At 71.5% G+C, this 23,980-nt stretch carries 20 protein-coding genes; 17 read left to right on the top strand and 3 right to left on the bottom strand.

What is annotated here, in order from left to right:
• Window position 1 precedes the first annotated feature (1 nt).
• The 14 genes from O7598_RS27950 (at window position 2) to O7598_RS27885 (ending at window position 16,911) form a co-directional block, all read left to right on the top strand.
• Window positions 2-679 carry a NuoB/complex I 20 kDa subunit family protein gene (locus tag O7598_RS27950; RefSeq protein ID WP_091062855.1) on the top strand — a complete coding sequence of 226 codons (678 nt, stop codon included), beginning with the start codon at window positions 2-4 and terminating at the stop codon, window positions 677-679.
• Window positions 676-1,413: an NADH-quinone oxidoreductase subunit C gene (locus O7598_RS27945; RefSeq protein WP_269694196.1), complete on the top strand. Its 738-nt coding sequence runs from the start codon at window positions 676-678 to the stop codon at window positions 1,411-1,413. Before O7598_RS27950 ends, O7598_RS27945 begins: the two co-directional genes overlap by 4 nt.
• Complete coding sequence (locus tag O7598_RS27940) at window positions 1,410-2,735, top strand: NADH-quinone oxidoreductase subunit D (protein WP_269694195.1); 1,326 nt, start codon at window positions 1,410-1,412, stop codon at window positions 2,733-2,735. Before O7598_RS27945 ends, O7598_RS27940 begins: the two co-directional genes overlap by 4 nt.
• The gene (gene nuoE, locus O7598_RS27935) at window positions 2,732-3,829 is read left to right on the top strand and encodes an NADH-quinone oxidoreductase subunit NuoE (protein ID WP_269694194.1); all 1,098 of its coding nucleotides are present in this window, start codon (window positions 2,732-2,734) and stop codon (window positions 3,827-3,829) included. The genes O7598_RS27940 and nuoE overlap by 4 nt, the downstream gene beginning before the upstream one ends.
• Complete coding sequence (nuoF, locus tag O7598_RS27930; RefSeq protein WP_269694193.1) at window positions 3,826-5,157, top strand: NADH-quinone oxidoreductase subunit NuoF; 1,332 nt, start codon at window positions 3,826-3,828, stop codon at window positions 5,155-5,157. Before nuoE ends, nuoF begins: the two co-directional genes overlap by 4 nt.
• Window positions 5,157-7,640 (top strand): NADH-quinone oxidoreductase subunit G, encoded by a 2,484-nt coding sequence (locus O7598_RS27925; protein ID WP_269694192.1) that lies wholly within the window; start codon window positions 5,157-5,159, stop codon window positions 7,638-7,640. Before nuoF ends, O7598_RS27925 begins: the two co-directional genes overlap by 1 nt.
• A complete protein-coding gene (gene nuoH / locus O7598_RS27920) occupies window positions 7,637-8,992 on the top strand; it encodes an NADH-quinone oxidoreductase subunit NuoH (RefSeq protein WP_269694191.1) in 1,356 nt (451 codons plus the stop codon). Before O7598_RS27925 ends, nuoH begins: the two co-directional genes overlap by 4 nt.
• 1 nt (window position 8,993) lies before the next feature.
• Window positions 8,994-9,632 carry an NADH-quinone oxidoreductase subunit NuoI gene (nuoI, locus tag O7598_RS27915; RefSeq protein ID WP_269694190.1) on the top strand — a complete coding sequence of 213 codons (639 nt, stop codon included), beginning with the start codon at window positions 8,994-8,996 and terminating at the stop codon, window positions 9,630-9,632.
• The gene (locus O7598_RS27910) at window positions 9,629-10,399 is read left to right on the top strand and encodes an NADH-quinone oxidoreductase subunit J (RefSeq protein ID WP_269694189.1); all 771 of its coding nucleotides are present in this window, start codon (window positions 9,629-9,631) and stop codon (window positions 10,397-10,399) included. The genes nuoI and O7598_RS27910 overlap by 4 nt, the downstream gene beginning before the upstream one ends.
• Window positions 10,396-10,695, top strand: a complete 300-nt coding sequence (gene nuoK / locus O7598_RS27905; protein WP_089154544.1) for an NADH-quinone oxidoreductase subunit NuoK — start codon at window positions 10,396-10,398, stop codon at window positions 10,693-10,695. Before O7598_RS27910 ends, nuoK begins: the two co-directional genes overlap by 4 nt.
• Window positions 10,696-10,705: 10 nt before the next feature.
• Window positions 10,706-12,634, top strand: a complete 1,929-nt coding sequence (gene nuoL, locus O7598_RS27900) for an NADH-quinone oxidoreductase subunit L (protein WP_269694188.1) — start codon at window positions 10,706-10,708, stop codon at window positions 12,632-12,634.
• Between the two features lie 64 nt (window positions 12,635-12,698).
• A complete protein-coding gene (locus O7598_RS27895; protein ID WP_269694187.1) occupies window positions 12,699-14,231 on the top strand; it encodes an NADH-quinone oxidoreductase subunit M in 1,533 nt (510 codons plus the stop codon).
• Window positions 14,228-15,781, top strand: coding sequence for an NADH-quinone oxidoreductase subunit NuoN (gene nuoN, locus O7598_RS27890; RefSeq protein ID WP_269694186.1), 1,554 nt, complete (start codon window positions 14,228-14,230; stop codon window positions 15,779-15,781). The genes O7598_RS27895 and nuoN overlap by 4 nt, the downstream gene beginning before the upstream one ends.
• 89 nt (window positions 15,782-15,870) lie before the next feature.
• Window positions 15,871-16,911 carry a polyprenyl synthetase family protein gene (locus O7598_RS27885; protein WP_269694185.1) on the top strand — a complete coding sequence of 347 codons (1,041 nt, stop codon included), beginning with the start codon at window positions 15,871-15,873 and terminating at the stop codon, window positions 16,909-16,911.
• A 381-nt stretch (window positions 16,912-17,292) separates the two neighbouring features.
• Here O7598_RS27885 and O7598_RS27880 read toward each other — a convergent pair whose 3' ends face one another.
• On the bottom strand, window positions 17,293-18,474 hold the full coding sequence (locus tag O7598_RS27880) for an MFS transporter (RefSeq protein ID WP_269694184.1): 1,182 nt from the start codon (window positions 18,472-18,474) through the stop codon (window positions 17,293-17,295).
• A 153-nt stretch (window positions 18,475-18,627) separates the two neighbouring features.
• On the opposite strand from O7598_RS27880, the gene O7598_RS27875 reads away from it, so the two are divergent.
• Window positions 18,628-19,410, top strand: a complete 783-nt coding sequence (locus tag O7598_RS27875; protein ID WP_269694183.1) for an IclR family transcriptional regulator — start codon at window positions 18,628-18,630, stop codon at window positions 19,408-19,410.
• A gap of 71 nt (window positions 19,411-19,481) precedes the next feature.
• On the opposite strand, the gene O7598_RS27870 is transcribed toward O7598_RS27875, so the two are convergent.
• A complete protein-coding gene (locus O7598_RS27870) occupies window positions 19,482-21,599 on the bottom strand; it encodes a PhoX family protein (RefSeq protein ID WP_269694182.1) in 2,118 nt (705 codons plus the stop codon).
• A 165-nt stretch (window positions 21,600-21,764) separates the two neighbouring features.
• Between O7598_RS27870 and O7598_RS27865 the strand changes: the two genes are divergently transcribed.
• Entirely contained in the window at window positions 21,765-22,355 is a 591-nt protein-coding gene (locus tag O7598_RS27865; RefSeq protein WP_269694181.1) for a sigma-70 family RNA polymerase sigma factor, read from the top strand.
• Complete coding sequence (locus tag O7598_RS27860; protein WP_269694180.1) at window positions 22,352-23,041, top strand: anti-sigma factor family protein; 690 nt, start codon at window positions 22,352-22,354, stop codon at window positions 23,039-23,041. The genes O7598_RS27865 and O7598_RS27860 overlap by 4 nt, the downstream gene beginning before the upstream one ends.
• Here O7598_RS27860 and rarD read toward each other — a convergent pair.
• Entirely contained in the window at window positions 23,026-23,958 is a 933-nt protein-coding gene (gene rarD / locus O7598_RS27855; RefSeq protein ID WP_269694179.1) for an EamA family transporter RarD, read from the bottom strand. The two genes, O7598_RS27860 and rarD, sit on opposite strands and share 16 nt — an antisense overlap.
• Between the last annotated feature and the right edge of the window lie 22 nt (window positions 23,959-23,980).

The raw sequence follows: 23,980 nt of genomic DNA, 5'->3' as shown, positions 1-23,980 counted from the left end.
GATGGGCATCGAGGAGAAGCTTCCCTCCGGCGTCCTGCTCACCAGCGTCGAGAAGCTGGTCAACTGGTCGCGGAAGTCGTCCGTCTGGGGCGCCACGTTCGGCCTGGCCTGCTGCGCCATCGAGATGATGGCCGCGGGTGGCCCGCACTACGACATGGGCCGGTGGGGCATGGAGGTCTTCCGCGCCTCGCCCCGGCAGGCGGACCTGATGATCGTGGCCGGCCGGGTCAGCCAGAAGATGGCCCCGGTCCTGCGGCAGATCTACGACCAGATGGCCGAGCCCCGCTGGGTCATCTCGATGGGCGTCTGCGCCAGCAGCGGCGGCATGTTCAACAACTACGCCATCGTGCAGGGCGTCGACCACGTCGTCCCGGTCGACATGTACCTCCCCGGCTGCCCGCCCCGGCCGGAGATGCTCATCGACGCGGTGCTCAAGCTCCGCGAGAAGATCATGTACGAGCCGCTGGGGCCGAACGGCCGCAAGATGCTCGAGGCCCGCAAGGAACGCGGTGACGTGCCGGTCGTGCCCTACGGCTCGATGCCGTCGTCGTACCGCAACGACAAGGCCCGCCGCGCCGAGTGGACGAAGGCCGTCCGCGAGGGGCGCGAGGAGCAGCTGCGGATCGAGAACTGGATGAAGGCGCAGAACCACCTCCAGACGCAGGGGGGCCCGAAATGACCTCGCCGAACGACAGGAACGACGACGGCGGCGTGCCGGTGCCGACCACTCCGGTCGGCGCCAGCTCCACCGCCCCGGCCGAGTACCCGCCGGCCAGCCCGGCCGGTCGTGGCATGTTCGGCAACCAGGGCACCGGCGACGTCTCCGGCTACGGCGGCCTGGTCCGCCCGCGTCGGTCGATCGAGGAGGCGTCCCGGCCGTACGGGAGCTACTTCGACGAGGTGCGGGACGCGCTGGAGGAGGCGTACCCGCAGTTCGGCGACGCGATCGAGAAGGTCGTGGTCGACCGGGGTGAGCTGACCCTGCACGTGCGGCCGGAGCGCATCGCCGAGGTCTGCCAGGTGATGCGCGACGACATGTCGCTGCGCTTCGAACTCTGCTCCTCGGTGTCCGGGGTGGACTACCTGGGTGCCGACGGGCGTCGACTGCACGTGGTCTACCAGCTCACCTCGATGACCTACCGGCGGCTGGTCCGGCTGGAGGCCGCGGTCTCCGCCGAGGACCCGCACCTGCCGAGCGTCACCGCCGTCTACCCGACCGCCGACTGGCAGGAGCGGGAGGCGTACGACATGTTCGGCATCGTCTTCGACGGCCACCCCAACCTGACCCGGATCCTCATGCCGGACGACTGGGAGGGGCACCCGCAGCGCAAGGACTACCCGCTCGGCGGCGTACCCGTCGAGTACAAGGGTGCGGAAATTCCCCCGCCGGACCGTAGGAGGTCCTACCAGTGACGACGTCGAACTACGCGACCGAGCGCGAGACCACCGAGGGCAAGGTCTTCACCGTCACCGGTGGGGACTGGGACCAGGTCGTCTCCGGCACCGACCCGATCAACGACGAGCGGATCGTCGTCAACATGGGTCCGCAGCACCCGTCCACGCACGGCGTGCTCCGGCTGGTCCTGGAGCTGGAGGGCGAGACGGTCCGCGAGGCCCGCTCCGTCATCGGCTACCTGCACACCGGCATCGAGAAGAACCTGGAATACCGCAACTGGGTCCAGGGCTCGACGTTCGTGACCCGGATGGACTACCTCTCGCCGATCTTCAACGAGACGGCGTACGCGCTCGCGGTGGAGAAGCTGCTCGGCGTCACCGACGACGTCACCGAGCGGGCCACCACCATCCGGGTGCTGATGATGGAGCTGAACCGGATCTCCTCGCACCTGGTCTGGCTGGCCACCACCGGCATGGAGCTGGGCGCGATCAACATGATGTTGTACGGCTTCCGCGAGCGGGAGTACATCCTCGACATCTTCGAGACCATCACCGGCCTGCGCATGAACCACGCGTACGTGCGTCCGGGCGGGGTGGCGCAGGACGTGCCGGACGACGCGATCCGCAAGATCCGCGACTTCCTGGTGCTGATGCCGAAGAAGCTCAAGGAGTACGAGAACCTGCTCTCCGGGCAGCCGATCTGGATCGAGCGCACCCAGAACGTCGCGGTGCTCGACACCACCGCCTGTGTGGCGCTCGGCATCACCGGGCCGGTGCTCCGCTCCGCGGGGCTCGCCTGGGACCTGCGCAAGACCATGCCGTACTGCGGTTACGAGACGTACGAGTTCGACGTGCCGACGCACACCGACGGCGACGTGTGGGGCCGCTACCTGGTCCGGCTGGCCGAGATCCGCGAGTCGCTGAAGCTGGTCGAGCAGGCGCTGGACCGGTTGAAGCCGGGCCCGGTCATGGTCGCCGACAAGAAGATCGCCTGGCCGGCGCAGCTCGCCATCGGCGTGGACGGCATGGGCAACTCGCTGGAGCACGTCGCCAAGATCATGGGTCAGTCGATGGAGTCGCTGATCCACCACTTCAAGCTCGTCACCGAGGGCTTCCGGGTTCCGCCGGGCCAGGTGTACGTCGGCATCGAGTCGCCCCGCGGCGAGCTGGGCGTGCACGCGGTGTCCGACGGTGGCACCCGGCCCTACCGGGTGCACTACCGGGAGCCGAGCTTCGTCAACCTCCAGGCCCTCCCGGCGATGGCCGAGGGCGGCCTGATCGCCGACGTGATCGCCGGCGGCGCCTCGCTGGACCCCGTGATGGGTGGTTGTGACCGATGAACGTGTTCACTGAGGAGACCCGGCTGCGGGCGCGGGAGATCATCGCCCGCTACCCGGCGGACCGGTCCCGCTCGGCCCTGCTGCCGCTGCTGCACCTGGTGCAGTCCGAGGAGGGTTACGTCTCCCCGGCCGGCGTCGAGTTCTGCGCCGAGGTGCTCGGGCTGAACAAGGCCCAGGTCGGCGCGGTCGCCACCTTCTACACCATGTACAAGCGCAAGCCGACCGGCGACTACCTGGTAAGCGTCTGCACCAACACGATGTGCGACGTGCTGGGCGGGCAGGCGGTCTACGACGCGCTCGCCGAGCACCTGGGCGTCGGGCACGAGGAGACCACCGCCGACGGGAAGATCACCCTGGAGCACGCCGAGTGCCTGGCGGCGTGCGACTACGGCCCGGTGATGACCGTCAACTACGACTTCTTCGACAACGTCGAGCCGCAGGGCGCGCTCGGTGTGGTGCAGGAGTTGCAGGCCGGCGGCCGGCCGATGCCGACCCGGGGCGCCCGGCTCTGCACGCTCAAGGAGATGGCGGTCCAGCTCGCCGGGTTCGCCGACGAGCGGGACGGCGCCGTCGCCGACGGCGGGCCGGGCGAGCCCAGCCTGCGCGGTCTGCGCCTGGCCGAGCAGCACGGCATCTCGGTGCCGGGCTACGACCCGAAGACGCCGATCCGCAGCAAGGCCGAGGCCGACCGGGCCGCCGCCGAGGCGAAGGCGAAGGCCGAGGTTGAGAAGCCGGCCCCCGCGCCGGAGCCGGCCAAGGCCGCGGCGGCCAGCGGCAGCACCGCCCCGGACGTGAAGGCGCCGGACGACAAGTCGCCGCAGGTGCGTACCGCCGAAACCCGGCAGCCGGACGCGAAGACCCCGGTGGCGGACGCGCCCGGCACCAAGGTCCCGACCGACGGCCCGGCCCCGGCGCCGCGCGACGCGCGGGCGGCCGAGGCGGCCGGCGCGGCGGCGAACCCGCCGGCCGGCGACGGCAAGCCCGCCGGCGACGCGGCCGGCGCGCAGGAGCGCAACCTCAAGGACGCCGAGGCCGGTACGGACGCCGACGGCGCCGACCCGGCGGACGCGAACGGAACGGGGGTCCGGAAGTGACCACGCCTCGGCCGGAAACGCTGGCCAAGCTCACGCCGGTGCTCACCAAGCGCTGGCTGTCGCCGGACGCCTGGCGGCTCGGCACCTACGAGAAGCTGGACGGCTACGCCGCCCTGCGCAAGGCGCTCAAGGCGCACCCGGACGACCTGATCCAGCTGATCAAGGACTCCGGGCTGCGCGGCCGGGGCGGCGCGGGCTTCCCGACCGGTCTCAAGTGGGGCTTCATCCCGCAAGAGCCAAACGGAAAGCCGCCGGCAAGACCTCATTATCTGGTGGTGAACGCCGACGAGGGCGAGCCGGGCACCTGCAAGGACCTGCCGCTGATGACCCACGACCCGCACGCGCTGGTCGAGGGCGTCATCATCGCCTCGTACGCGATCCGGGCCAGCCGGGCCTACATCTACATCCGCGGCGAGGCCGTGCACGCCGCCCGCCGGCTGCGCAGCGCGGTCGACGAGGCGTACGCCAAGGGCTACCTGGGCCGGAACGTCCTCGGCTCGGGATTCGACCTGGACCTGGTGGTGCACTCCGGCGCCGGGGCGTACATCTGCGGTGAGGAGACCGCGCTGCTGGATTCGCTGGAGGGCTTCCGGGGCCAGCCCCGACTGCGCCCGCCGTTCCCGGCGACCCACGGCCTGTACGCCAGCCCCACCGTGGTCAACAACGTCGGCACCATCGCCAGCGTCCCGCACATCGTGCTGGGTGGCGCCGACTGGTGGAAGACCATGGGCACGGAGAAGTCGTCCGGTCCGATGATCTACTCGCTCTCCGGCCGGATCGCCCACCCCGGCCAGTACGAGGCCTCGATGGGCATCACGCTGCGCGAGCTGATCGAGCTGGCCGGCGGCATGAAGCCCGGGCACGAGCTGAAGTTCTGGACCCCGGGCGGCTCCTCGACGCCGCTGCTCACCGCCGAGCACCTGGACGTGCCGCTGGACTTCGAGGGGGTGGCGGCGGCCGGCTCGATCCTGGGCACCACGGCCACCCAGATCTTCTCCGACCAGGACTGCCCGGTCTACGCCACCTACCGGTGGCTGGAGTTCTATCACCACGAGTCGTGCGGCAAGTGCACCCCGTGCCGGGAGGGCAACTACTGGATGGTCCGGGTCTACCGGCGCATCCTCGCCGGCCAGGGCACCCACGAGGACCTCGACACCCTGCTCGACACCTGCGACAACATCCTCGGCCGCTCGTTCTGCGGCCTGGGTGACGGTGCGACCAGCTCGGTGACCTCGTCCCTGAAGTACTTCAAGCAGGACTACCTCGACTACATCGAGGGACGTACCGCGCCGAAGCTGTCGGACAAGTCTCTGGTGGGAGCCCACTAATGACCGACGTAGCCAAGCAGACCGAGACCGTCACGCTGACCATCGACGGCGTCGAGGTCACCGCGCCCAAGGGCACCCTGCTGATCCGGGTCGCCGAGCAGATGGGCACCGAGATCCCGCGCTTCTGCGACCACCCGCTGCTGGCCCCGGCCGGCGCGTGCCGGCAGTGCCTGGTGGAGGTGGAGGGCCAGCGCAAGCCGGTCGCCTCCTGCACCCAGACCGTCGCCGACGGCATGGTGGTGCGTACCCAGCTCACCTCGCCGGTCGCCAAGAAGGCCCAGGAGGGGGTGATGGAGCTGCTGCTCCTCAACCACCCCCTGGACTGCCCGATGTGCGACAAGGGCGGCGAGTGCCCGCTGCAGAACCAGGCGATGTCCACCGGCCGGACGGACTCGCGGTTCCACGAGCACAAGCGGGAGTACCCGAAGCCGCTGCCGATCAGCACCCAGGTGCTGCTCGACCGCGAGCGCTGCGTGCTCTGCCAGCGGTGCACCCGGTTCTCCGAGGAGATCGCCGGCGACAAGTTCATCGACCTGATGGGACGCTCCTCGCACGAGGAGATCAACATCTACCGGGACGACGCGTACGGCGAGGAGGGCGACGAGGGGGATGTCCCCTTCAACTCCTACTTCTCCGGCAACACCGTGCAGATCTGCCCGGTCGGCGCGCTCACCGGCGCGCAGTACCGCTTCCGGTCCCGCCCGTTCGACCTGGTCTCCTCGCCCAGCGTCTGCGAGCACTGCTCGGCCGGCTGCGCCCAGCGCACCGACTGGCGGCGGGGCAAGGTGCTGCGCCGGCTGGCCGGCGACGACCCGGCGGTGAACGAGGAGTGGAACTGCGACAAGGGTCGCTGGGGCTTCCAGTACACCCGCGCGTTCGACCGGCTCACCACTCCGCTGGTGCGCGACGAGAAGACCGGTGAGCTGCGCGAGGCGTCCTGGAGCGAGGCGTTCACCCGGGCCGCCGAAGGGCTGCGCGCGGCCCGCGACGCCGGCACCGGCACCGGCGTGCTGACCGGTGGCCGGCTCACCGTCGAGGACGCCTACGCGTACGCGAAGTTCGCCCGGGTCGCGCTGCACACCAACGACATCGACTTCCGGGCCCGCCCGGTCTCCCGCGAGGAGGCCGACTTCCTGGCCAGCAACGTCGCCGGGGTCACCGACGTGACCTACGCGGACGTGGAGAACGCGCCCGCCGTGGTGCTGGTCGGCCTGGAGCCGGAGGAGGAGTGCCCGATCCTCTTCCTGCGGCTGCGCAAGGCGTACCTGAAGAAGAAGCTCACGGTCTACGCGATCGCGCCGTTCGCGACCCGCGGCCTGGAGAAGCTCGGGGCGAAGCTGGCCCGGGTGGTGCCGGGCGAGGAGGCGAGCGTGCTGGCCGAGCACGCCACCGTGGCCGAGGCGCTGGGGCAGCCGGGCGCGATCCTGATCGTCGGCGAGCGGCTGGGCGCGGTGCCCGGCGGCCTGTCGGCGGCGGCGGACGTGGCCCGGCGTACCGGCGCCCGGCTGGCCTGGGTGCCGCGGCGCGCGGGCGACCGTGGCGCGGTCGACGCGGGCTGCCTGCCCAACCTGCTCCCCGGCGGCCGGGTGGTCACCGAGCCGGCCGCCCGCGCGGAGCTGGGCGAGGCGTGGGACCTGCCGGCCGGGGTGATCCCGAGCCAGGCCGGTCGCGACACCGACGGCATCCTCGCCGCGGCGGCCGACGGCACGCTCGGCGCGCTGGTGGTGGCCGGCGTCGACCCGGCCGACCTGGCCGATCCGCGCCGGGCCGAGGCGGCCCTGGACGCGGTGCCGTTCCTGGTCAGCCTGGAACTGCGGATGAGTGCGGTGGCCCGCCGGGCGGACGTGGTCTTCCCGGTCGCCCCGGCGGTCGAGAAGGACGGCAGCTTCCTCGACTGGGAGGGCCGCCTGCGTACCTTCGATCGGGTGCTGGACACCGGCGCGATGACCGACGGCCGGGTGCTCGACGCGATCGCCGCGCAGCTCGACGTGCGGCTCGGCGTCGGCGACGTGCCGAGCGTGCGCCGCGAGCTGGGCGCGCTGCCGCGTACCCGGACGTCGCGGCCGTCCGCGCCGTCGGTCGAGCCGGCCACCGTGCCGCAGCCCGGCCCGGGCGAGGCCGTGCTGTCGACCTGGCACCAGCTCGTCGACCTGGGCAGCCTGACCGACGGCGACGAGCACCTCGCCGGCACCGCCCGCCCGCCGGTCGTCCGGCTGGGCAAGGGCACCGCCGAGGCGCTCGGCGTGGCCGACGGCGACCCGGTCACGGTCGGAACCGACCGTGGCGCGGTCACGCTGCCGGCGGCGATCAGCGAGATGCCGGACGGCGTCGTCTGGCTGCCGACCAACTCACCCGGCTCGACCGTGCGACGCAGCCTCGGCGCGACGTCCGGTCATGTGGTGAAGGTGACCGCGGCGCCCGTCGCCGCGGACGCCGCCGCGCGCCCGGGTCCGCTCCTCAACGCAGGGGGTGTCTCCGAGTGAATACCGTCGTCCTCGCGGCGCAGGACCCGACGCTCGCCGACTTCGGCAAGGACCCGTGGTGGCTGGTCCTCGGGAAGATCGTCTTCGCGTTCGCGTTCGGCCTGCTGGCCACGCTGCTCGGCGTCTGGTTCGAGCGGCGGGTGGTCGGCCGGATGGCGGTCCGGCCCGGCCCCAACCAGGTTGGCCCGTTCGGCCTGCTCCAGACGCTCGCCGACGGCCTGAAGATGGCGTTCAAGGAGGACATCCTCCCGCGCGCCGCCGACAAGGTGGTCTTCTTCTTCGCGCCGACCATCTCGGTGATCTCCGCGGTCACCGCGCTGTCGGTGATCCCGTTCGGCCCGAGCGTCAGCATCTTCGGCCACTGGACGCCGCTGCAGGTGACCGACGTGCCGGTGGCGGTGCTGGTGATCCTGGCCTGCTCCTCGATGGGCGTCTACGGCATCGTGCTCGGCGGTTGGGCCTCGGGCTCGACGTACCCGCTGCTCGGCGGCCTGCGCTCCAGCGCCCAGATGATCTCCTACGAGGTCGCCATGGGACTGAGCATCGTGGCGGTGTTCATGACCGCCGGCACGATGTCGACGAGCGGGATCGTCGCCGCGCAGGGCGACGCCACCCGGCTGAGCATCGGCGGGTTCGAGCTGCCCACCCCGGGCTGGTACGCGATCCTGCTGCTGCCCAGCTTCATCATCTTCTTCATCGCCATGGTCGGTGAGACCAACCGGGCGCCGTTCGACCTGCCGGAGGCGGAGTCGGAGCTGGTCGCCGGCTTCATGACGGAGTACAGCTCGCTGAAGTTCGCGCTCTTCATGCTCTCCGAGTACGTGGCCATGGTGAGCATGTCCGCGGTCACCACGACGCTGTTCCTCGGCGGCTGGCGGGCACCGTGGCCGATCACCCTGTGGTCGGGCGCCAACGACGGTTGGTGGCCGATGCTGTGGTTCTTCGGCAAGGTGATCCTGCTGGTCTTCGTGTTCGTCTGGCTCCGCGGCACGCTGCCCCGGCTCCGGTACGACCAGTTCATGCGCTTCGGCTGGAAGGTGCTGCTGCCGATCAACCTGGTCTGGATCCTGGTGCTCGCCGGGCTCCGCTCGATCGAGGACTGGCAGACCCGGGACCGGCTGCTCGTCACCGCCGTCGGCGCGGGCGTGCTGCTGCTGGCCACGCTCTTCTGGCCGAGCCGGAAGAAGGAGCCGAAGCCGTCGCCGCAGGAGCAGGCGGACAGCCGGCCGTACGGCAGCTTCCCGCTGCCACCGATGGATCTTCAGGTCCCGCCGAGCCCGCGTACCAGGCGCGTGGTCGCCGAGCGGGAGCCGGCCAACGTCGTCGCCGGCTCCGAATCCAGGGAGGTGTGACGTGGGCGCGATCACCGGAACGTTCAAGGGCTTCGGGGTCACCTTCTCGCACATGTTCAAGAAGGTCGTCACCACCGACTACCCGTTCAAGCCGCCGGTCTCGGCGCCGCGCTACCACGGGCGGCACATCCTCAACCGGCACCCGGACGGGCTGGAGAAGTGCATCGGCTGCGAGCTGTGCGCCTGGGCCTGCCCGGCCGACGCGATCTTCGTGGAGGGTGGCGACAACACCGAGGAGCAGCGCTTCTCCCCGGGTGAGCGGTACGCCAGCAACTACCAGATCAACTACGCCCGGTGCATCTTCTGCGGGCTCTGCATCGAGGCCTGCCCGACCCGTTCGCTCACCATGAGCAACGAGTACGAGCTGGCCCGGGACAACCGGCAGGATCTGATCTTCACGAAGGAGCAGCTGCTCGCGCCGCTGCTCGAGGGCATGGAGCAGCCGCCGCACCCGATGCGGCTCGGTGACAGCGAGAAGGACTACTACGTCGGCGCGCTCACCAACCCGGGCACCTCGGCCGGCGCCGAGCAGTCGCCGGCGGGCGGCCGGTATCCGGTGGAGGAGCACCCCGGCGTGACCTTCCCCGGCGCCGAGCAGGCCGCGCAGCGGTCCGAGGCGGGCAAGGGAGCAGGGGTATGACCACGCAGACAGTGCTCGCCGCGGCGGGCGAGGTGTCCGGGGGCGAGGAGATCACCTTCTGGATCCTCGCGCCGCTGGCCCTGATCGGGGCGCTCGGCATGGTGTGGGCCCGCAACGCGGTGCACTCCGCGCTCTGGCTGGTGCTGACCATGCTCTGCCTGGGCGTGTTCTACGTGCTCCAGGCCGGGCCGTTCATCGGCATGGTGCAGATCATCGTCTACACCGGCGCGATCATGATGCTCTTCCTGTTCGTGCTGATGCTCGTCGGCAGGGACGCGTCCGACTCGCTGATCGAGACGCTGCGCGGCCAGCGGGTCGCCGCGGTGGTGCTCGGACTCGGCTTCGCCGGCCTGGTCGGCACCGGGTTGTCCCGCGCGCTCAACGGTGTCCAGGCGGTCGGGCTCGACCAGGCCAACGCCGAGGGCAACGTGCAGGGCATCGCCCGGCTGCTCTTCACCAAGTACGTCTTCGCCTTCGAACTGACCTCGGCGTTGCTGATCACGGCCGCGGTGGGCGCGATGGTGCTGGCGCACGTGGAGCGGCGCAAGGAGGACCGGATGGACCAGGTCGCCACCATGAAGGCGCGGTTCCGCCCCGGCAACTACCCCGGCCCGAAGCCGGGCCCCGGCGTCTTCGCCACCTCCTCCTCGGTGGCCACGCCGGCCCGCCTGCCGGACGGCCGGCTGACCGACCGCGGCATCCCGGAGATCATGCCGGTGCGCGAGATGACGTCGGAGGAGACCGCACTGAAGGGTACGGAGAAGTGACCCCGGACTACTACCTGATCCTCGCGGCGGTGCTGTTCACCATCGGCGCCGTCGGCGTGCTGGTCCGGCGCAACGCGATCGTGCTGTTCATGTGCGTCGAGCTGATGCTCAACGCGGCCAACCTGACCCTGGTCACGTTCAGCCGGATCAACGGCGACCTGAACGGCCAGATCATGGCGTTCTTCGTGATGGTGGTGGCGGCGGCCGAGGTCGTGGTCGGGCTCGCGATCATCATGGCGATCTTCCGGACCCGGCGCTCGGCCAGCGTCGACGACGCCAACCTGCTGAAGTACTGAGGGGTCTGCGGTGGAACAGACTGTGGAATTCGCTACTGCGGATGGCCTGCTGGGCAGCGTCTGGCTGCTGGTGGCGATCCCGCTGGTCAGCGCGGCGGTCCTGCTGCTGCTCGGCAAGCGGGCGGACCGCTGGGGCCACTGGCTGGGCGTGGCGGCCATCGGCGCCGCGTTCGTGCTCGGGCTGACCTACTTCTTCCAGCTCCGCGGCCTGGAGAACAAGCAGGTCCAGTCGAGCCTCTGGCAGTTCATCACCGTGGGTGACCTGAAGGTGGACTTCGGTCTGCTCTTCGACCCGCTGGCCGCGGTGTTCGTCCTGCTGATCACCGGGGTGGGTTTCCTGATCCACCTCTACGCCGTGGAGTACATGGCGCACGACGAGGGCCGGCGACGGTTCTTCGGGTACTTCAACCTGTTCGTCGCCGCGATGCTGCTGCTGGTGCTCGGCAACAACTACGTGATGCTCTACTTCGGCTGGGAGGGCGTCGGTCTGGCGTCGTACCTGCTGATCTCCTTCTGGTACGGCCGGCCGAGCGCGGCCACCGCCGGCAAGAAGGCGTTCCTGATGAACCGGGTCGGCGACGCCGGCCTGGCCATCGGCATCTTCGTCATGTTCGCCATGCTCGGCACGACCCAGTACGACGAGGTGTTCAACGGGGTCGGGTCGATGACCTCGACCACGGTGCTGGTGCTCGGCCTGCTGCTGCTCCTGGGCGCCGCCGGCAAGTCCGGCCAGTTCCCGCTCCAGGCCTGGCTCCCGGACGCGATGGAGGGCCCGACCCCGGTCTCCGCGCTCATCCACGCGGCCACCATGGTCACCGCGGGCGTCTACCTGATCGCCCGGTCCAACCCGATCTTCTCGGCCAACGAGACGCTCCAGCTCGTGGTGGTCAGCGTCGGCGCGCTCACGCTGCTGCTGGGCTGCGTCATCGGCGCCGCCAAGGACGACATCAAGCGGGTGCTGGCCTGGTCCACGGTGAGCCAGATCGGCTACATGTTCCTCGGCGTCGGCCTCGGCGGCGGCGCGTACGCGCTGGCCATCATCCACCTGCTGGCGCACGGCTTCTTCAAGGCCAACATGTTCCTCGGCGCCGGCTCGGTCATGCACGGCATGAAGGACCAGGTGGACATCCGCCGTTTCGGCGGGCTGTCGAAGTACATGAAGATCACCTGGCTGACCTTCATGATGGGCTGGCTGGCCATCATCGGGATTCCGCCGCTCTCCGGCTACTTCTCCAAGGAGCCGATCATCGCGTCGGCGTTCGAGCGGGAGGGCTGGACCGCCTGGCTCTTCGGCGGCGCGGCGCTCCTCGGCGCCGGGCTCACCGCGTTCTACATGACCCGGCTCTTCGTGCTCACCTTCCACGGCCCGAAGCGGTGGACGGAGGACATCGAGCACCCGCACGAGTCGCCGAAGCTCATGACGATCCCGCTGATCCTGCTCGCCGCCGGGTCGGTGGTGGCCGGTGGCCTGATGACGCTCAACGACAGCGTGGTGTCCTGGCTGACCCCGGTGCTCGGCGAGGAGGCCGGCGGCGAGGCGCACGGCGTGCTCTCGCACACCGTGATCACCATCCTCTCCATCCTGATCACCGTGCTCGGTGCCGGGCTGGCCTGGTTCCTGTTCCGCAACGGCACGGCCACCGAGCCGCAGCCGGCCGGCGTCGTGGTCACCGCCGCGCGCCGCAACCTCTACACGGACGCCTTCAACGAGGCGGTCTTCGAGAAGCCGGGCATCTTCCTCACCCGGGCGCTGGTCTTCCTCGACAACCGGGGCGTCGACGGGCTGGTCAACGGCCTCGCCGCCGCGGTGGGCGGGGGCTCGGGCCGGCTCCGGCGGCTGCAGACCGGCTTCGTGCGGTCGTACGCGACCTCGATCCTGACCGGCGCGCTGCTCGTGGTGGCCGCGTTCCTGGCGGTGCAGGCGGGGTGGCTGGCGTGATCGACAGCAACGCGGCCGCCCCCGCCGGCGGGCCACGCAGTCACGACGGAGGTAAGGCCGAATAATGTCCAACTTCCCGTTCCTCTCGGTGCTGACCGTGGCGCCGCTGGTCGGCGCCCTGGTGGTGGCACTGCTGCCACGCAGGCGGCCGGACCTCGCCAAGCTGGTGGCGTTCGGCTGGTCGCTGCTGGTGCTGGTGCTCTCGGTGGTGATGTGGTTCGCCTTCTCCGCCGACGGCGACCGGTTCCAGTTCCGCGAGTCGTACGCGTGGATCCCGAACTGGGGCGTGCGGTTCACCTTCGAGGTGGACGGCATCGCGCTGGTCATGCTGATGCTGATCGCGATCCTGGTGCCGCTGGTGATCCTGGCGTCGTGGCACGACGCCGAGTCGTCGAAGCGCTCGGTGCCTGTCTACTTCGCGCTGCTGCTCGTCCTCGAGTGCACGATGATCGGCGTCTTCGCCGCCGCCGACGTCTTCCTGTTCTACGTGTTCTTCGAGGTCATGCTCGTGCCGATGTACTTCCTGATCGGCAGCTACGGCGGCCACCAGCGGCAGTACGCGGCGGTGAAGTTCTTCCTCTACTCGCTGGTCGGCGGCCTGTTCATGCTGGCCGCCGTGATCGGCCTCTGGGTGGTCGGCGGCAAGACGTTCGACTGGCAGACGCTGAGTCAGGCGGAGTTCGCCACCAACACCGCCCGCTGGCTGTTCCTCGGCTTCTTCCTGGCGTTCGCGATCAAGGCGCCGTTCTTCCCGTTCCACACCTGGCTGCCGGACGCCGGTGGGGCCGCGCCGGCCGGTGCGGCGGCGCTGCTGGTCGGCGTGCTGGACAAGGTCGGCACGTTCGGCATCCTGCGCTACTGCCTCCCGCTGTTCCCGGAGGCGTCGCGCTGGTTCGCGCCGTGGGCGCTGGCGCTCGGCGTGATCGGCATCATCTACGCCGCGTTGCTGGCGGTCGGGCAGAACGACCTGAAGCGGCTGGTGTCGTACACGTCGATCGCGCACTTCGGCTTCATCGGCGTCGGCATCTTCGCCTTCACCACCCAGGCCGGCACCGGCGCGGTGCTCTACATGCTCAACCACGGACTCGCCACCGGCCTGCTCTTCCTCGTGGTCGGCATGCTGATCGCCCGCCGCGGCTCGTCGCTGATCAGCGACTTCGGCGGCGCGGGCAAGCTGGTGCCGGTGCTGGCCGGCGTGCTCTTCTTCGCCGGTCTGGCGTCGCTGGCGCTGCCCGGCACCGCGCCGTTCGTGTCCGAGTTCCTGGTGCTGATCGGCACGTTCACGGTCAACAAGCCGGTCGCGGTGATCGCCACGCTGGGCATCATCCTGGCGGCGGCGTACGTGCTGTGGATGGTGCAGCGCACCACCCAGGGCACGCTGAACCCGGCGCTGACCGAGGTCGAGGGCATGCGGCGGGACCTCAGCCTGCGGGAGAAGGTCGTCGTCGCACCGTTGATCGCGCTGATCGTGCTGCTCGGCTTCTATCCCAAGCCGGTCACCGATGTCATCAACCCCGCCGTCCAGGCGACCATGCAGGACGTCGGCAAGTCCGATCCCGCCCCTGAGGTCGGAAGCGTCCAGGAGGCCGCGAAATGACCGAGCTCAAGCTGCCGTCGATCGACTACGCGGCGCTCGCTCCGATCCTGATCATGCTGGGCGTCGCCCTGCTCGGCGTCCTGGTCGAGGCGTTCGTGCCGCGCCGCCTGCGCAATGCGGTGCAGCTCGGGCTCGCCCTGGTGGCGGTGCTCGCCGCGATCACCATGGTGATCCTGAAGTCCGAGAGTCGGGTGATCACCGCAGGCGGTGCCCTCGCGGTGGACGGGCCGACGCTCTTCCTCCAGGGCACCGTCCTGGTGCTGGCCGCCATGGCGCTGCTGCTCGTCGGCGAGCGCACGGTGGAGCGGGGCGGCGCGTTCGTGGCGCACGCCGCGGTGACCGCCGAGTCGCCGGAGGACCGCAGGCAGGCCGAGGGCGTCGGCGGGGCCACCGAGGTCTACCCGCTGATGACGTTCGCGATCGGCGGCATGCTGATCTTCGTGGCGGCGAACGACCTGCTGACCATGTTCATCTCGCTCGAGGTGTTCTCCCTGCCGCTCTACCTGCTCTGCGCGCTGGCCCGCCGCCGGCGTCTGCTGAGCCAGGAGGCGGCGATGAAGTACTTCCTGCTTGGCGCGTACGCCTCGGCGTTCTTCCTGTTCGGTGTCGCCCTGATCTACGGCTTCACCTCGGGGATCCCGGGCCGGGGCGCGGGTGTCGACTTCGCCACCGTGCACGCCGCGGTCGGCGAGTCGTCGTCCAGCCAGGTGCTGCTCTTCGCCGGCATGGCGCTGGTCGCCATCGGCCTGCTCTTCAAGGCCGCCGCCGCCCCGTTCCACGTCTGGACGCCGGACGTCTACCAGGGTGCGCCGACGCCGGTGACCGGCTTCATGGCCGCCTGCACCAAGGTCGCCGCCTTCGGCGCGTTGCTGCGCGTATTCCACGTCGCGTTCGCCGGCGCCTCCTGGGACTTCACCCCGGTGATCGGCGTGGTGGCGGTGCTGACCATGCTGGTCGGCGCCGTGCTGGCGGTCACCCAGACGGACATCAAGCGGCTGCTGGCCTACTCGTCGATCGCGAACGCGGGCTACCTGCTGGTGGGTGTGCTGGCCCCCAGCAAGGAGGGGCTGTCGGGCACGATGTTCTACCTCGCCGCGTACGGCTTCTCGGTGCTCGCCGCGTTCGCGGTGGTGACGCTGGTGCGCGACGCGGACGGTGAGGCCACCCACCTGTCCCGCTGGGCCGGGCTGGGCCGGCGCTCGCCGTTCTTCGCGGCGATCTTCACGTTCATCCTGCTCGCCTTCGCCGGGATCCCGCTCACCAGCGGCTTCACCAGCAAGTTCGCGGTCTTCGGCCCGGCGCTGGAGGCGAACCAGGCGTGGCTGGTGATCGCCGGCGTACTGACCAGCATGGTGCTGGCGTTCCCCTACCTGCGGGTCGTGGTGATGATGTGGCTCTCCGAGCCAGGTGAGGCCACTCCGACGGTGACCGTGCCGGGCGCGCTCACCTCGGCTGCCCTGGTCATCGGCGTGCTCGCCACGCTGGTCCTCGGCGTGGTTCCCGGGCCCCTGCTCGACCTGACCACCGGTGCCGCCGAATTCGTCCGATGACAGAGGTGGTCCCACCGGGGGCCGGCACGCCGTGGCGTGCCGGCCCCCGGTCCGTATCCCCCTCACCGAGCAGGTCGAACGGGTGTGGCATGGTTGAAGACGTGGTGAACCCGGCTGGCGAGCATTCAGGTCAGTTCGGCGCGCTCGGCCTGCACCTCGCCGACCCGCGCGTCGAAGCGTCCGTGCTGGGCGTGCTCGACCGGGTCGAGACCGAGCTGCGTGCCAGCGTGACGAGCGCCGACCCGTTGGTCACCGAGGCGGCGCGCCACCTGATGGAGGCCGGCGGCAAGCGGTTCCGCCCGTTGCTGGTGGCGCTGGGCGCCCAGTTCGGTGATCCGGACGCGACCCACGTGGTGCCGGCGGCCGTGGTGATGGAACTCACCCACCTGGCCACGCTCTACCACGACGACGTGATGGACGAGGCGGCCGTGCGGCGGGGCGCCCCGAGCGCCAACTCCCGCTGGGCCAACTCGGTGGCCATCCTGGTCGGCGACTTCCTCTTCGCCCGGGCCGCGGACATCGCGGCCGACCTGGGCCCGGAGGCGGTCCGGTTGCAGGCGCGCACGTTCGCCCGCCTGGTGCACGGCCAGATCGCCGAGACGGTCGGCCCGCGCGACACCGATCCGGTCGCGCACTATCTGCACGTCATCGCCGAGAAGACCGGTTCGCTGATCGCCACCTCGGCCCGCTTCGGTGGCATGTTCGGCGGCGCGTCCGCCGCGCACATCGAGGCCCTGGCCGGGTATGGCGAGATCATCGGCGTCGCCTTCCAGCTCTCCGACGACCTGCTGGACATCGCCAGCGAGTCGGTGCAGTCCGGCAAGACACCCGGCACCGACCTGCGCGAGGGCGTGCCCACCCTGCCGGTGCTCTACGCGATGGCCGGTGACGACGCGGACGCGGCAAGCGTGCGACTGCGGGAGATCCTGGCCACCGGCCCGCTGGTCGACGACGCGTTGCACGCCGAGGCGCTCACCCTGCTCCGGGAGTCCCCGGCGCTCAAGCGGGCCCGGGAGACGGTGCGCAGCTACGCCGAGGAGGCCCGCGCCCGCCTGACCCCGCTCCCCGAGGGCCCGCCGCGCCGCGCGCTGGAATCCCTCTGCGACTACATCGCCGACCGCACGAGCTGACCCGCCGGCCCCGACCCCTGCCGCTCACGGGTGTGACGGTGGCGGGTCACAGGACCGCGGACGGCCGCTGCGGGTGCGTTCACCGCTACCGTAAGTAGTCTCCGGCGAGCGCGCATTGCTTCTGAGCGGTATGCCTGACAGTCATAATTATGCCTGTCAGGCATACCGCTTCGCACTGATGTTCTTCCTGGGTGACCGGCCCGCACTGCGCCACCGCCTCTCCGCACCGCCAGGAGCGGTGCTGCGCAGTTACGTCGCCGGCCATCGGCGCTGCCGCTAGGCACGGCAGCCCGGCCCGGCACGGCGCAGCCCGGCCCGGCCCGGCTCGGCGCGGCGGCACGGCACGCCGACACCGCGGGCGCGGCGCGGGGCGGACGGGGATCAGGCGGAGCGGGCCAGGCGGTGAGCGCCCAGGAGCATGAGCAGGGCGGCCAGGAGCATGGCCAGGGCGGCGGTCAGCCACATGGCCGGGTAACCGGCGGCGTCGGCCAGCGCGCCGAGGCCGAGCGGGCCGACGCAGCCGCCCGCGTACACCCCGGTCTGGGTGATGGAGGTGGCGGCGGCCGGCGCCTGCGGATGGAGACGGACCACCGCGAAGTTGAGCAGCCCGGGCCAGGACCAGCCGAGCCCGAAGCCGAGCACGACGCCCACGACCAGCGAGGCGGGACCGGCCACGGCGAGCAGCAGCAGCCCCACCGAGCCGGCCAGCAGCAGCCCGGCGACGACGCCGACGTGTCCACCCGCCCGGCGGTCGGCCAGCCAGCCGACGCCCACCCGGGCCAGCACGCACACCGCGCTGCCCAGGGTCAGGGTGAGGCCGGCGAGGGCGGGGGACAGCCCTCGGCCGGCCGACGAGTCGACCAGGAACGTGGCCAACGCGTTCGCCGCGCCGGCGGCCAGCGTCGCGGCCAGCCCGACCACCACCAGCGCGGCCGTGCCGCCGCCACGGCCGGCGGAGCGGGTCCGGGCCCGCCGGTCCCGACCGGACCGGGGTACGGCCGCCAGCGCCGCAGCCGCGGCCCCGGCGGCGGCCACGAACGCCCAGCGCCAGCCGGCGGTCAACGCGACGGTCGGCACCGCCGCGCCGGCCAGCAGGGTGGAGACCGGGATGGCGGCCTGCTTCACGCCGAAGGAGAGCCCCTGGCGGTGGGCGGGTACGTGTTCGGCGAGCGCGGCGTTGCTGGCGAGCTGACCGAGGGCGTTCGCGGCGGCGCTGAGCGCCAGCAGCGCCACCAGCACCGGGTAGGACCGGGCCAGGGCCGCCACGGCCAGCAGCGAGCCGGCGGAGAGCCCGATGGCGACCCGGGCGATCGGGGCCGGGCCGTAGCGCTCGACCAGAGCGCCGGAGGGTACCGAGGCGAGCGCGCTGACCCCGAAGTAGACCGATACCGCCAGACCCAGCCCGGTCGGGCTGAACCCCAGCTCGTCGCCGAGTTGGACGGCGAGGCCACCGACCAGGAAGACCGGCAGGACGCAGGCGATCGTGGTGATGGTGGCGCCCGCGCCGACCCGGACGCCCCGTCCGGTGGTCGGTGGACCGGTTCGCGAAATTGTTTCGGTCATCGTCGGCCAACCTACGCCGAACGCGTTTTCGCTGCTGATCGTGTCTGTCGGTGCACGGTCTGTGTCCGGTGATCTGGCATCCTCGACCCGAACAGGCATTTCGCACTCGGCCTCTTTTTCATATGGTGTAAGTCCCCGGCGTCGGAGGTGGCTGTGCGCGACCCCCTGGCGGAACCTTCGGACCTGATCCGGAGCGTCTCCCGCGCGCTTCGAGTGCTCGAGTCGGTCGGCCGTGCGCCGAGGGGCCTCACCGTGAAACAGATCGCCCGCCGCTGCGAGCTGACCGTCGCCACCACCTACCACCTGGTGCGCACGCTGGCCTACGAGGGCTACGTGATCCGGCGCGAGGACGGCACCTACATCGTCGGGCTGGAGATCGCCGACCGCTACCGCGAGCTGGTCACCGCGTTCCGGGGGCCGCCGTCGGTCGGCGAGGCGCTGCGCCGGGCCGCGGCGGACACCGGGTGGAGCCACTACCTCGGCCGGTTCGTGGGCGGGCAGGTGGCGGTGACCGCGTGCGCCGAGGGGCCGCGCTCGCCCTACATGGAGGATCTGGTGCCGGGCTTCGACGAGGGCGCGCACGCCACCGCGCTCGGCAAGAGCCTGCTCGCCACGCTCACCGCCGAACAGCGCTTCCGTTACCTGCGCGAATACGGTATGCGCCCGTTCACCACCGCCACCCTCACCACGGTCGAGGCGTTCGAGGCCGACCTCGCCGCCGGCGACCGGCGCGGCATGCAGTTGGAGCTGGGCCAGTTCCGGCAGGGCGTGGCGTGCGCCGCGGTGCTGGTCACCCCGGACAAGGACATCGAGCGGCGGGTGGTGCTGGCCTGCGCGCTGCCGGCCGGCGAGATGATGACGTCCGCGCGGGTGGTCCGGGCGAAGCTGCTCACCGCCGCGCGGGCGGTCGCCGACGGGATCGCCACCGAGAACTGAGCGGGCCACCATCCTGGCGGGATGGTGGCCCGTCAGCGGGCGGCCCAGCGCCGGGCCGCCCCGGGGAAGGCTCAGCTGCCGACCGCGCCGCCGTCCAGCCGCCAGGTGACGACCACGCCGGGCTTGGCGAAGTCACCGTCCGGCCAGGTGGAGGCCGGGTTCTCCACCGACGCGCCGGAGATCTCACCGGGGTGCTGCACGGCCACGAACACCGACCGGTTGTCCCTGGTGATGAACGGGCCGCAGGTCTCCGCGCCGAGCGGCACGGTGAGGAACTGCTTCAGGTGCCCCCGCTCCGGGCCCTCGACGGCGGTGGCGAAGAGGCCGTCGTTGCTGCCCAGCGCGTTGCCGTCGGTCGAGATCCAGAGGTTGCCGGTGGCGTCGAACGCGACGTTGTCCGGGCAGGAGATCGGGGAGACCTTGCTCTTGTCGTAGCCGGCGAACCAGGTCGAGGCGTCGGCCGGGTCGCCGCAGACGATCGGCAGCGACCAGGCGAACGTCTCCGCCGTGTTGTCGCCCCCGTCCTCCACCAGCTCCAGGATCTGGCCGTGCTTGTTGGCGTTGCGCGGGTTCGCCTCGTCGGCCGGTGCCTTGCCGGCCTTGCCCCGGTCGGTGTTGTTGGTCAGCGCCACGTAGACCTTGCCGGTGAGCAGGCTCGGCTCGACGTCCTCGGGACGGTCCATCTTGGTCGCGCCGACCTTGTCGCCGGCCAGCCGGGTGAAGGTGAGCACGTCGGCGGCGGTCATCCCGTCGACGTACGAGCGGTTGCCGCTGACCAGCCTGATCCACCGGCCCCGGCCGCCGAAGCCGCCGTCGGCGGGGAGCGCGCCGGTGCCGTCGATCTCGCCGGCCGGGCTGTCACCCTCGATCCGGGCGACGTAGAGCGTGCCCGACTCCAGCAGCGTCAGGTTGTGCTTGCGGGCCACCCAGGAGTTGCCCGGCATGAACTTCTTGTCCGAGACGAACTTGTAGAGGTAGTCGAACCGCTCGTCGTCACCCATGTACGCGACCACGTGCCCGCTGCGCGCCACGATGACGTTCGCGCCCTCGTGCTTCACCCGGCCCAGCGCGGTGTGCTTGCGCGGCCGGGACTCCCTGTCGAACGGGTCGATCTCCACGACCCAGCCGAACCGGTGCGCCTCGTTGGGGTGCCTGGCCAGGTCGAAGCGCTCGTCGGCGCGGTCCCACTTGCGGCTGCCGCTCGGGTAGCGGACGTCGGTCGGGATGCCGTAGCGGGCCAGCTTCGGCTTCAGCTCCTCCGGCGCGCCGTCGCCGCCGACGAAGTACTGGTTGAAGTTCTCCTCGCCGGAGAGCACGGTGCCCCACGGCGTGACGCCGCCGGCGCAGTTGTTCAACGTGCCGACGACCGTCCGGCCCTTCGGGTCGGCGGCGGTCCGCAGCCACGCCGAGCCGGCGGCCGGGCCGGTCAGGTCGAACTTCGTGGCCAGCGCCGTGACCCGGCGGTTGTACTCCCGCCGGCCGCGCCGCACCGGCCGCCACTGCCCGGTGTCCGCCACCCGCTCCAGCTCGACCACGGACATGCCGTGCGCGGCCATCGCCACCCGCACCTGCTCCACGGTCAACGCGTCCTGACCGGTGAAGCCGGGGAACATCAGGTCCTCGTTGGTGTACTCGTGGTTCACCACGAGCAGCGCGCGCCTGCGGTCGATCGGCAGCACGCCGACGAAGTCGTTGTTGTAGCCGAACTGCCTGGCCTGCGCGGCGGCGCTCTGGTGGCGTACGTCGAACGCGGGCGCGCCCGGCACCACCTCGTCGCCCCACTTGATCACCACGGCGTGGTCGTAGCCGTTCGGCACGACGAGCGTGTCGAGCTTGTTCGGCGGGATCGGCTTGAACGTCAGCGCCCCGCTGCCCGGGCGGCCGGCGGCGGCCGGGGCCGGGCCGGGCGCGGTCGGGGTGGCCGGCGCCGCGGCGGCGGGTGCGGCGCCGGTGAGTGCACCGGCGGCGGCGCCACCGAAGCCGAGCACGAGCGCGCCCACCGCGCCGGCCCGGACCACTCCACGCCGGGAGACCTCGGCGTCGACCAGGTCACCGAAGTACGGGTTGTCGGAACGGTTGGGCACCGGGTGGTCGCAGGCGTTGCCGCACCGGTACAGACAGGTCATCGCGTCGCGGCTGCCGTGCCGGGTGCCACCCAGCAGCGGGAGCAGGCGGGGACGGTCGCTCATGAGGTGGAGCCTCCTGATCGGACTCGAAGGCGCCGGGCGGTCGGCCCGGGCGCGTACCCGCCGGACGGTGCCAGGGCGCGGTGAGCGCCGGTCGGCCCGAATCTGAACCGGGCGTGAACAGCTCCGGCGTGACCTGGGGCTGAACCGTTCGGCGTCACGGCACGTATGGAAGGGCGAACGCAACGCCCGGACGGGCGGACGCATCGCCGGTCTCCCCGCCGCCGGAAGCGAGGTACCGCCATCAGTGACCACGACGCCCAACTGCTGCGCGCGCTGCACGACGAGCATGCCGACGCGCTGCTCGCGCACGCCCTGAGGCTGGTCAACGGCGATCGGCCGCGGGCCGAGGACCTGGTCCAGGAGACGCTGCTACGAGCCTGGCGGCACCCGGAGTCGCTGGACCCGCGACGCGGCTCGGTCCGCGCCTGGCTCTTCACCACCGCCCGTAACCTGGCCATCGACGCGTGGCGTCGCCGCTCGGCCCGGGTCGGCGAGGTCTACACCGACGAACTGCCCGAAACCGCCGAGACGGTCGACGAGACGGAGCGCGCGGTGGAGGCGTGGACGGTGGCGGAGGCGCTCAACCGGCTGAGCCCGACCCACCGCGAGGTGCTGGTCGAGTGCTTCTACCAGGGACGGTCGGTGGCGGAGGCCGCCGCCCGGCTGGGCGTGCCGCCGGGCACGGTGAAGTCGCGCACCCACTACGCGCTGCGCTCGCTGCGGTTGGTGCTGGCCGAGATGGGGGTGACCGGATGACCAGCTGCGAGTTCGCGCACGACGACGGGGCCTACGTGCTGGGCGCCCTCGCCCCGGCCGACCGGGTCGCCTACGAGCGGCACCTGGCCGGCTGCGCGCAGTGCCGGGAGGCGGTGGCCGAGATCGCCGTGCTGCCCGGGTTGCTGGGTCGGCTCGACCCGGCCGGGCTGGAACAGTTCCTGGAGGTGGGGCCGGAGACGTCGCGGGTGCCCGCGCTGCTCGACGCCGCGCGGGAGCGCCGGCGCCGCGAGCGGTCCCGCACCCGACGGCGGTACGCGTTGACCGCGCTCGCCGCCGCCGCGCTCGCGGTGCTCGCCGGTGTCGGGGTGGCCGTGGTCCGGCCGCCGGCCGAGCCGGCCACCCGCCCGGTGGCGCTCACCTCCATGCGACCGGTCGCCGGCACCGTGCCGGTGCACGCCGAGGTGGGACTGACCGAGACGCCGTGGGGCACCGAGGTCACCATGCACTGCGGCTACGACCGGCGGGCCGGGCACCGCGAGGCGTACACGTTCCGGCTGGTCGCGCACGGCCCGGACGGCGCGACCGAGCAGATCGGCTCCTGGCTGGCCGCCCCCGGTGACGACCTGCGCTTCTCCGGCGTCACCCGCTTCACCCGGGGCGAACTGGTCCGCCTGGAACTCCTCCGCGCCCCCGACACCCCCGTCCTCGCCTACGACCTCCGCTGACCCGCCACCCCCACCAGCGAGGAAGTGGGGTGGGCGCGGGGGCGGCGGCGGGACTGGCGCAGGGCGTCGGCGGTGAAGACCACGAGGGCCAGCCAGACCAGGGCGAAACCGGCCAGCCGGGCCGGCGGCATCGGCTCGTGGAAGATCAGCACGCCGCAGCCGAGCTGGAGGATCGGCGCGAGATATTGCAGCATGCCGACGGTGGACAGCGGCAGCCGGTTCGCCGCGCCGGCGAAGAGCAGCAGCGGAATCGCGGTGGCCGCGCCGGCCAGCACCAGCAGCGCGGTGTGCCCGGCGGAGACGTGCCCGAACGTCAGGTCGCCGCGCGTCGACAACCAGACCAGGTAGGCCAGCGCGGGCAGCGCCAGCACCGCCGACTCGACGAAGAGCCCCTCGGCGGCCGGTAGGCCGAGCCGCTTCTTGACGAGGCCGTAGCCGGCGAAGCTGAACGCGAGCGTCAGCGCCAGCCAGGGCAGCCGCCCGTAGTCGACGGTGAGCACGGCCACCGCGAGCGCGCCGACGCCGAGTGCCGCCCACTGCGCCGGGCGCAGCCGCTCGCGCAGTGCGACGACGCCGAACAGCACGGAGACCAGCGGGTTGATGAAGTAGCCGAGCGCCGTCTCCACCACCCGGTCGGAGTTCACGCCGTAGATGTAGGTGCCCCAGTTGACCGCGATCAGCACGGCGGCGAGCGCGATGCCGGCCAGCGCCCGGGGGCGCCGGGCCAGCGTCCGCAGGAAGGCGACGTGCCGCATCGCGGCCAGCAGCAGCGCCACGAACGCCACCGACCAGACGATCCGGTGCGCGAGGATCTCCCCCGGCCCGGCCGGGCGGAGCAGCTTCAGGTAGATCGGGAAGAAACCCCAGAGCAGGTACGCGCCGATGCCGTACAGGTAGCCGAGGCGGAGCTGGTTCACCGCTCCACCGTAAGTGGTGAAT

It is taken from the genome of Micromonospora sp. WMMC241 (genome assembly GCF_027460165.1).
GTDB classification, from domain to species: Bacteria; Actinomycetota; Actinomycetes; order Mycobacteriales; family Micromonosporaceae; genus Micromonospora; species Micromonospora humi.
Note: the sequence above shows the minus strand (reverse complement) of the source record. Positions and strands in the feature narration are given on the sequence as shown.

Bases quoted from the DNA above. Each gene is read 5' to 3' on its own strand.
- O7598_RS27950 (WP_091062855.1), top strand. From the start codon at position 2: ATGGGCATCGAGGAGAAGCTTCCCTCCGGCGTCCTGCTCACCAGCGTC.
- O7598_RS27945 (WP_269694196.1), top strand. From the start codon at position 676: ATGACCTCGCCGAACGACAGGAACGACGACGGCGGCGTGCCGGTGCCG.
- nuoE (WP_269694194.1), top strand. From the start codon at position 2,732: ATGAACGTGTTCACTGAGGAGACCCGGCTGCGGGCGCGGGAGATCATC.
- O7598_RS27925 (WP_269694192.1), top strand. From the start codon at position 5,157: ATGACCGACGTAGCCAAGCAGACCGAGACCGTCACGCTGACCATCGAC.
- O7598_RS27910 (WP_269694189.1), top strand. From the start codon at position 9,629: ATGACCACGCAGACAGTGCTCGCCGCGGCGGGCGAGGTGTCCGGGGGC.
- O7598_RS27895 (WP_269694187.1), top strand. From the start codon at position 12,699: ATGTCCAACTTCCCGTTCCTCTCGGTGCTGACCGTGGCGCCGCTGGTC.
- nuoN (WP_269694186.1), top strand. From the start codon at position 14,228: ATGACCGAGCTCAAGCTGCCGTCGATCGACTACGCGGCGCTCGCTCCG.
- O7598_RS27885 (WP_269694185.1), top strand. From the start codon at position 15,871: ATGGTTGAAGACGTGGTGAACCCGGCTGGCGAGCATTCAGGTCAGTTC.
- O7598_RS27880 (WP_269694184.1), bottom strand. From the start codon at position 18,474: ATGACCGAAACAATTTCGCGAACCGGTCCACCGACCACCGGACGGGGC.
- O7598_RS27870 (WP_269694182.1), bottom strand. From the start codon at position 21,599: ATGAGCGACCGTCCCCGCCTGCTCCCGCTGCTGGGTGGCACCCGGCAC.
- O7598_RS27865 (WP_269694181.1), top strand. From the start codon at position 21,765: ATGGAAGGGCGAACGCAACGCCCGGACGGGCGGACGCATCGCCGGTCT.
- O7598_RS27860 (WP_269694180.1), top strand. From the start codon at position 22,352: ATGACCAGCTGCGAGTTCGCGCACGACGACGGGGCCTACGTGCTGGGC.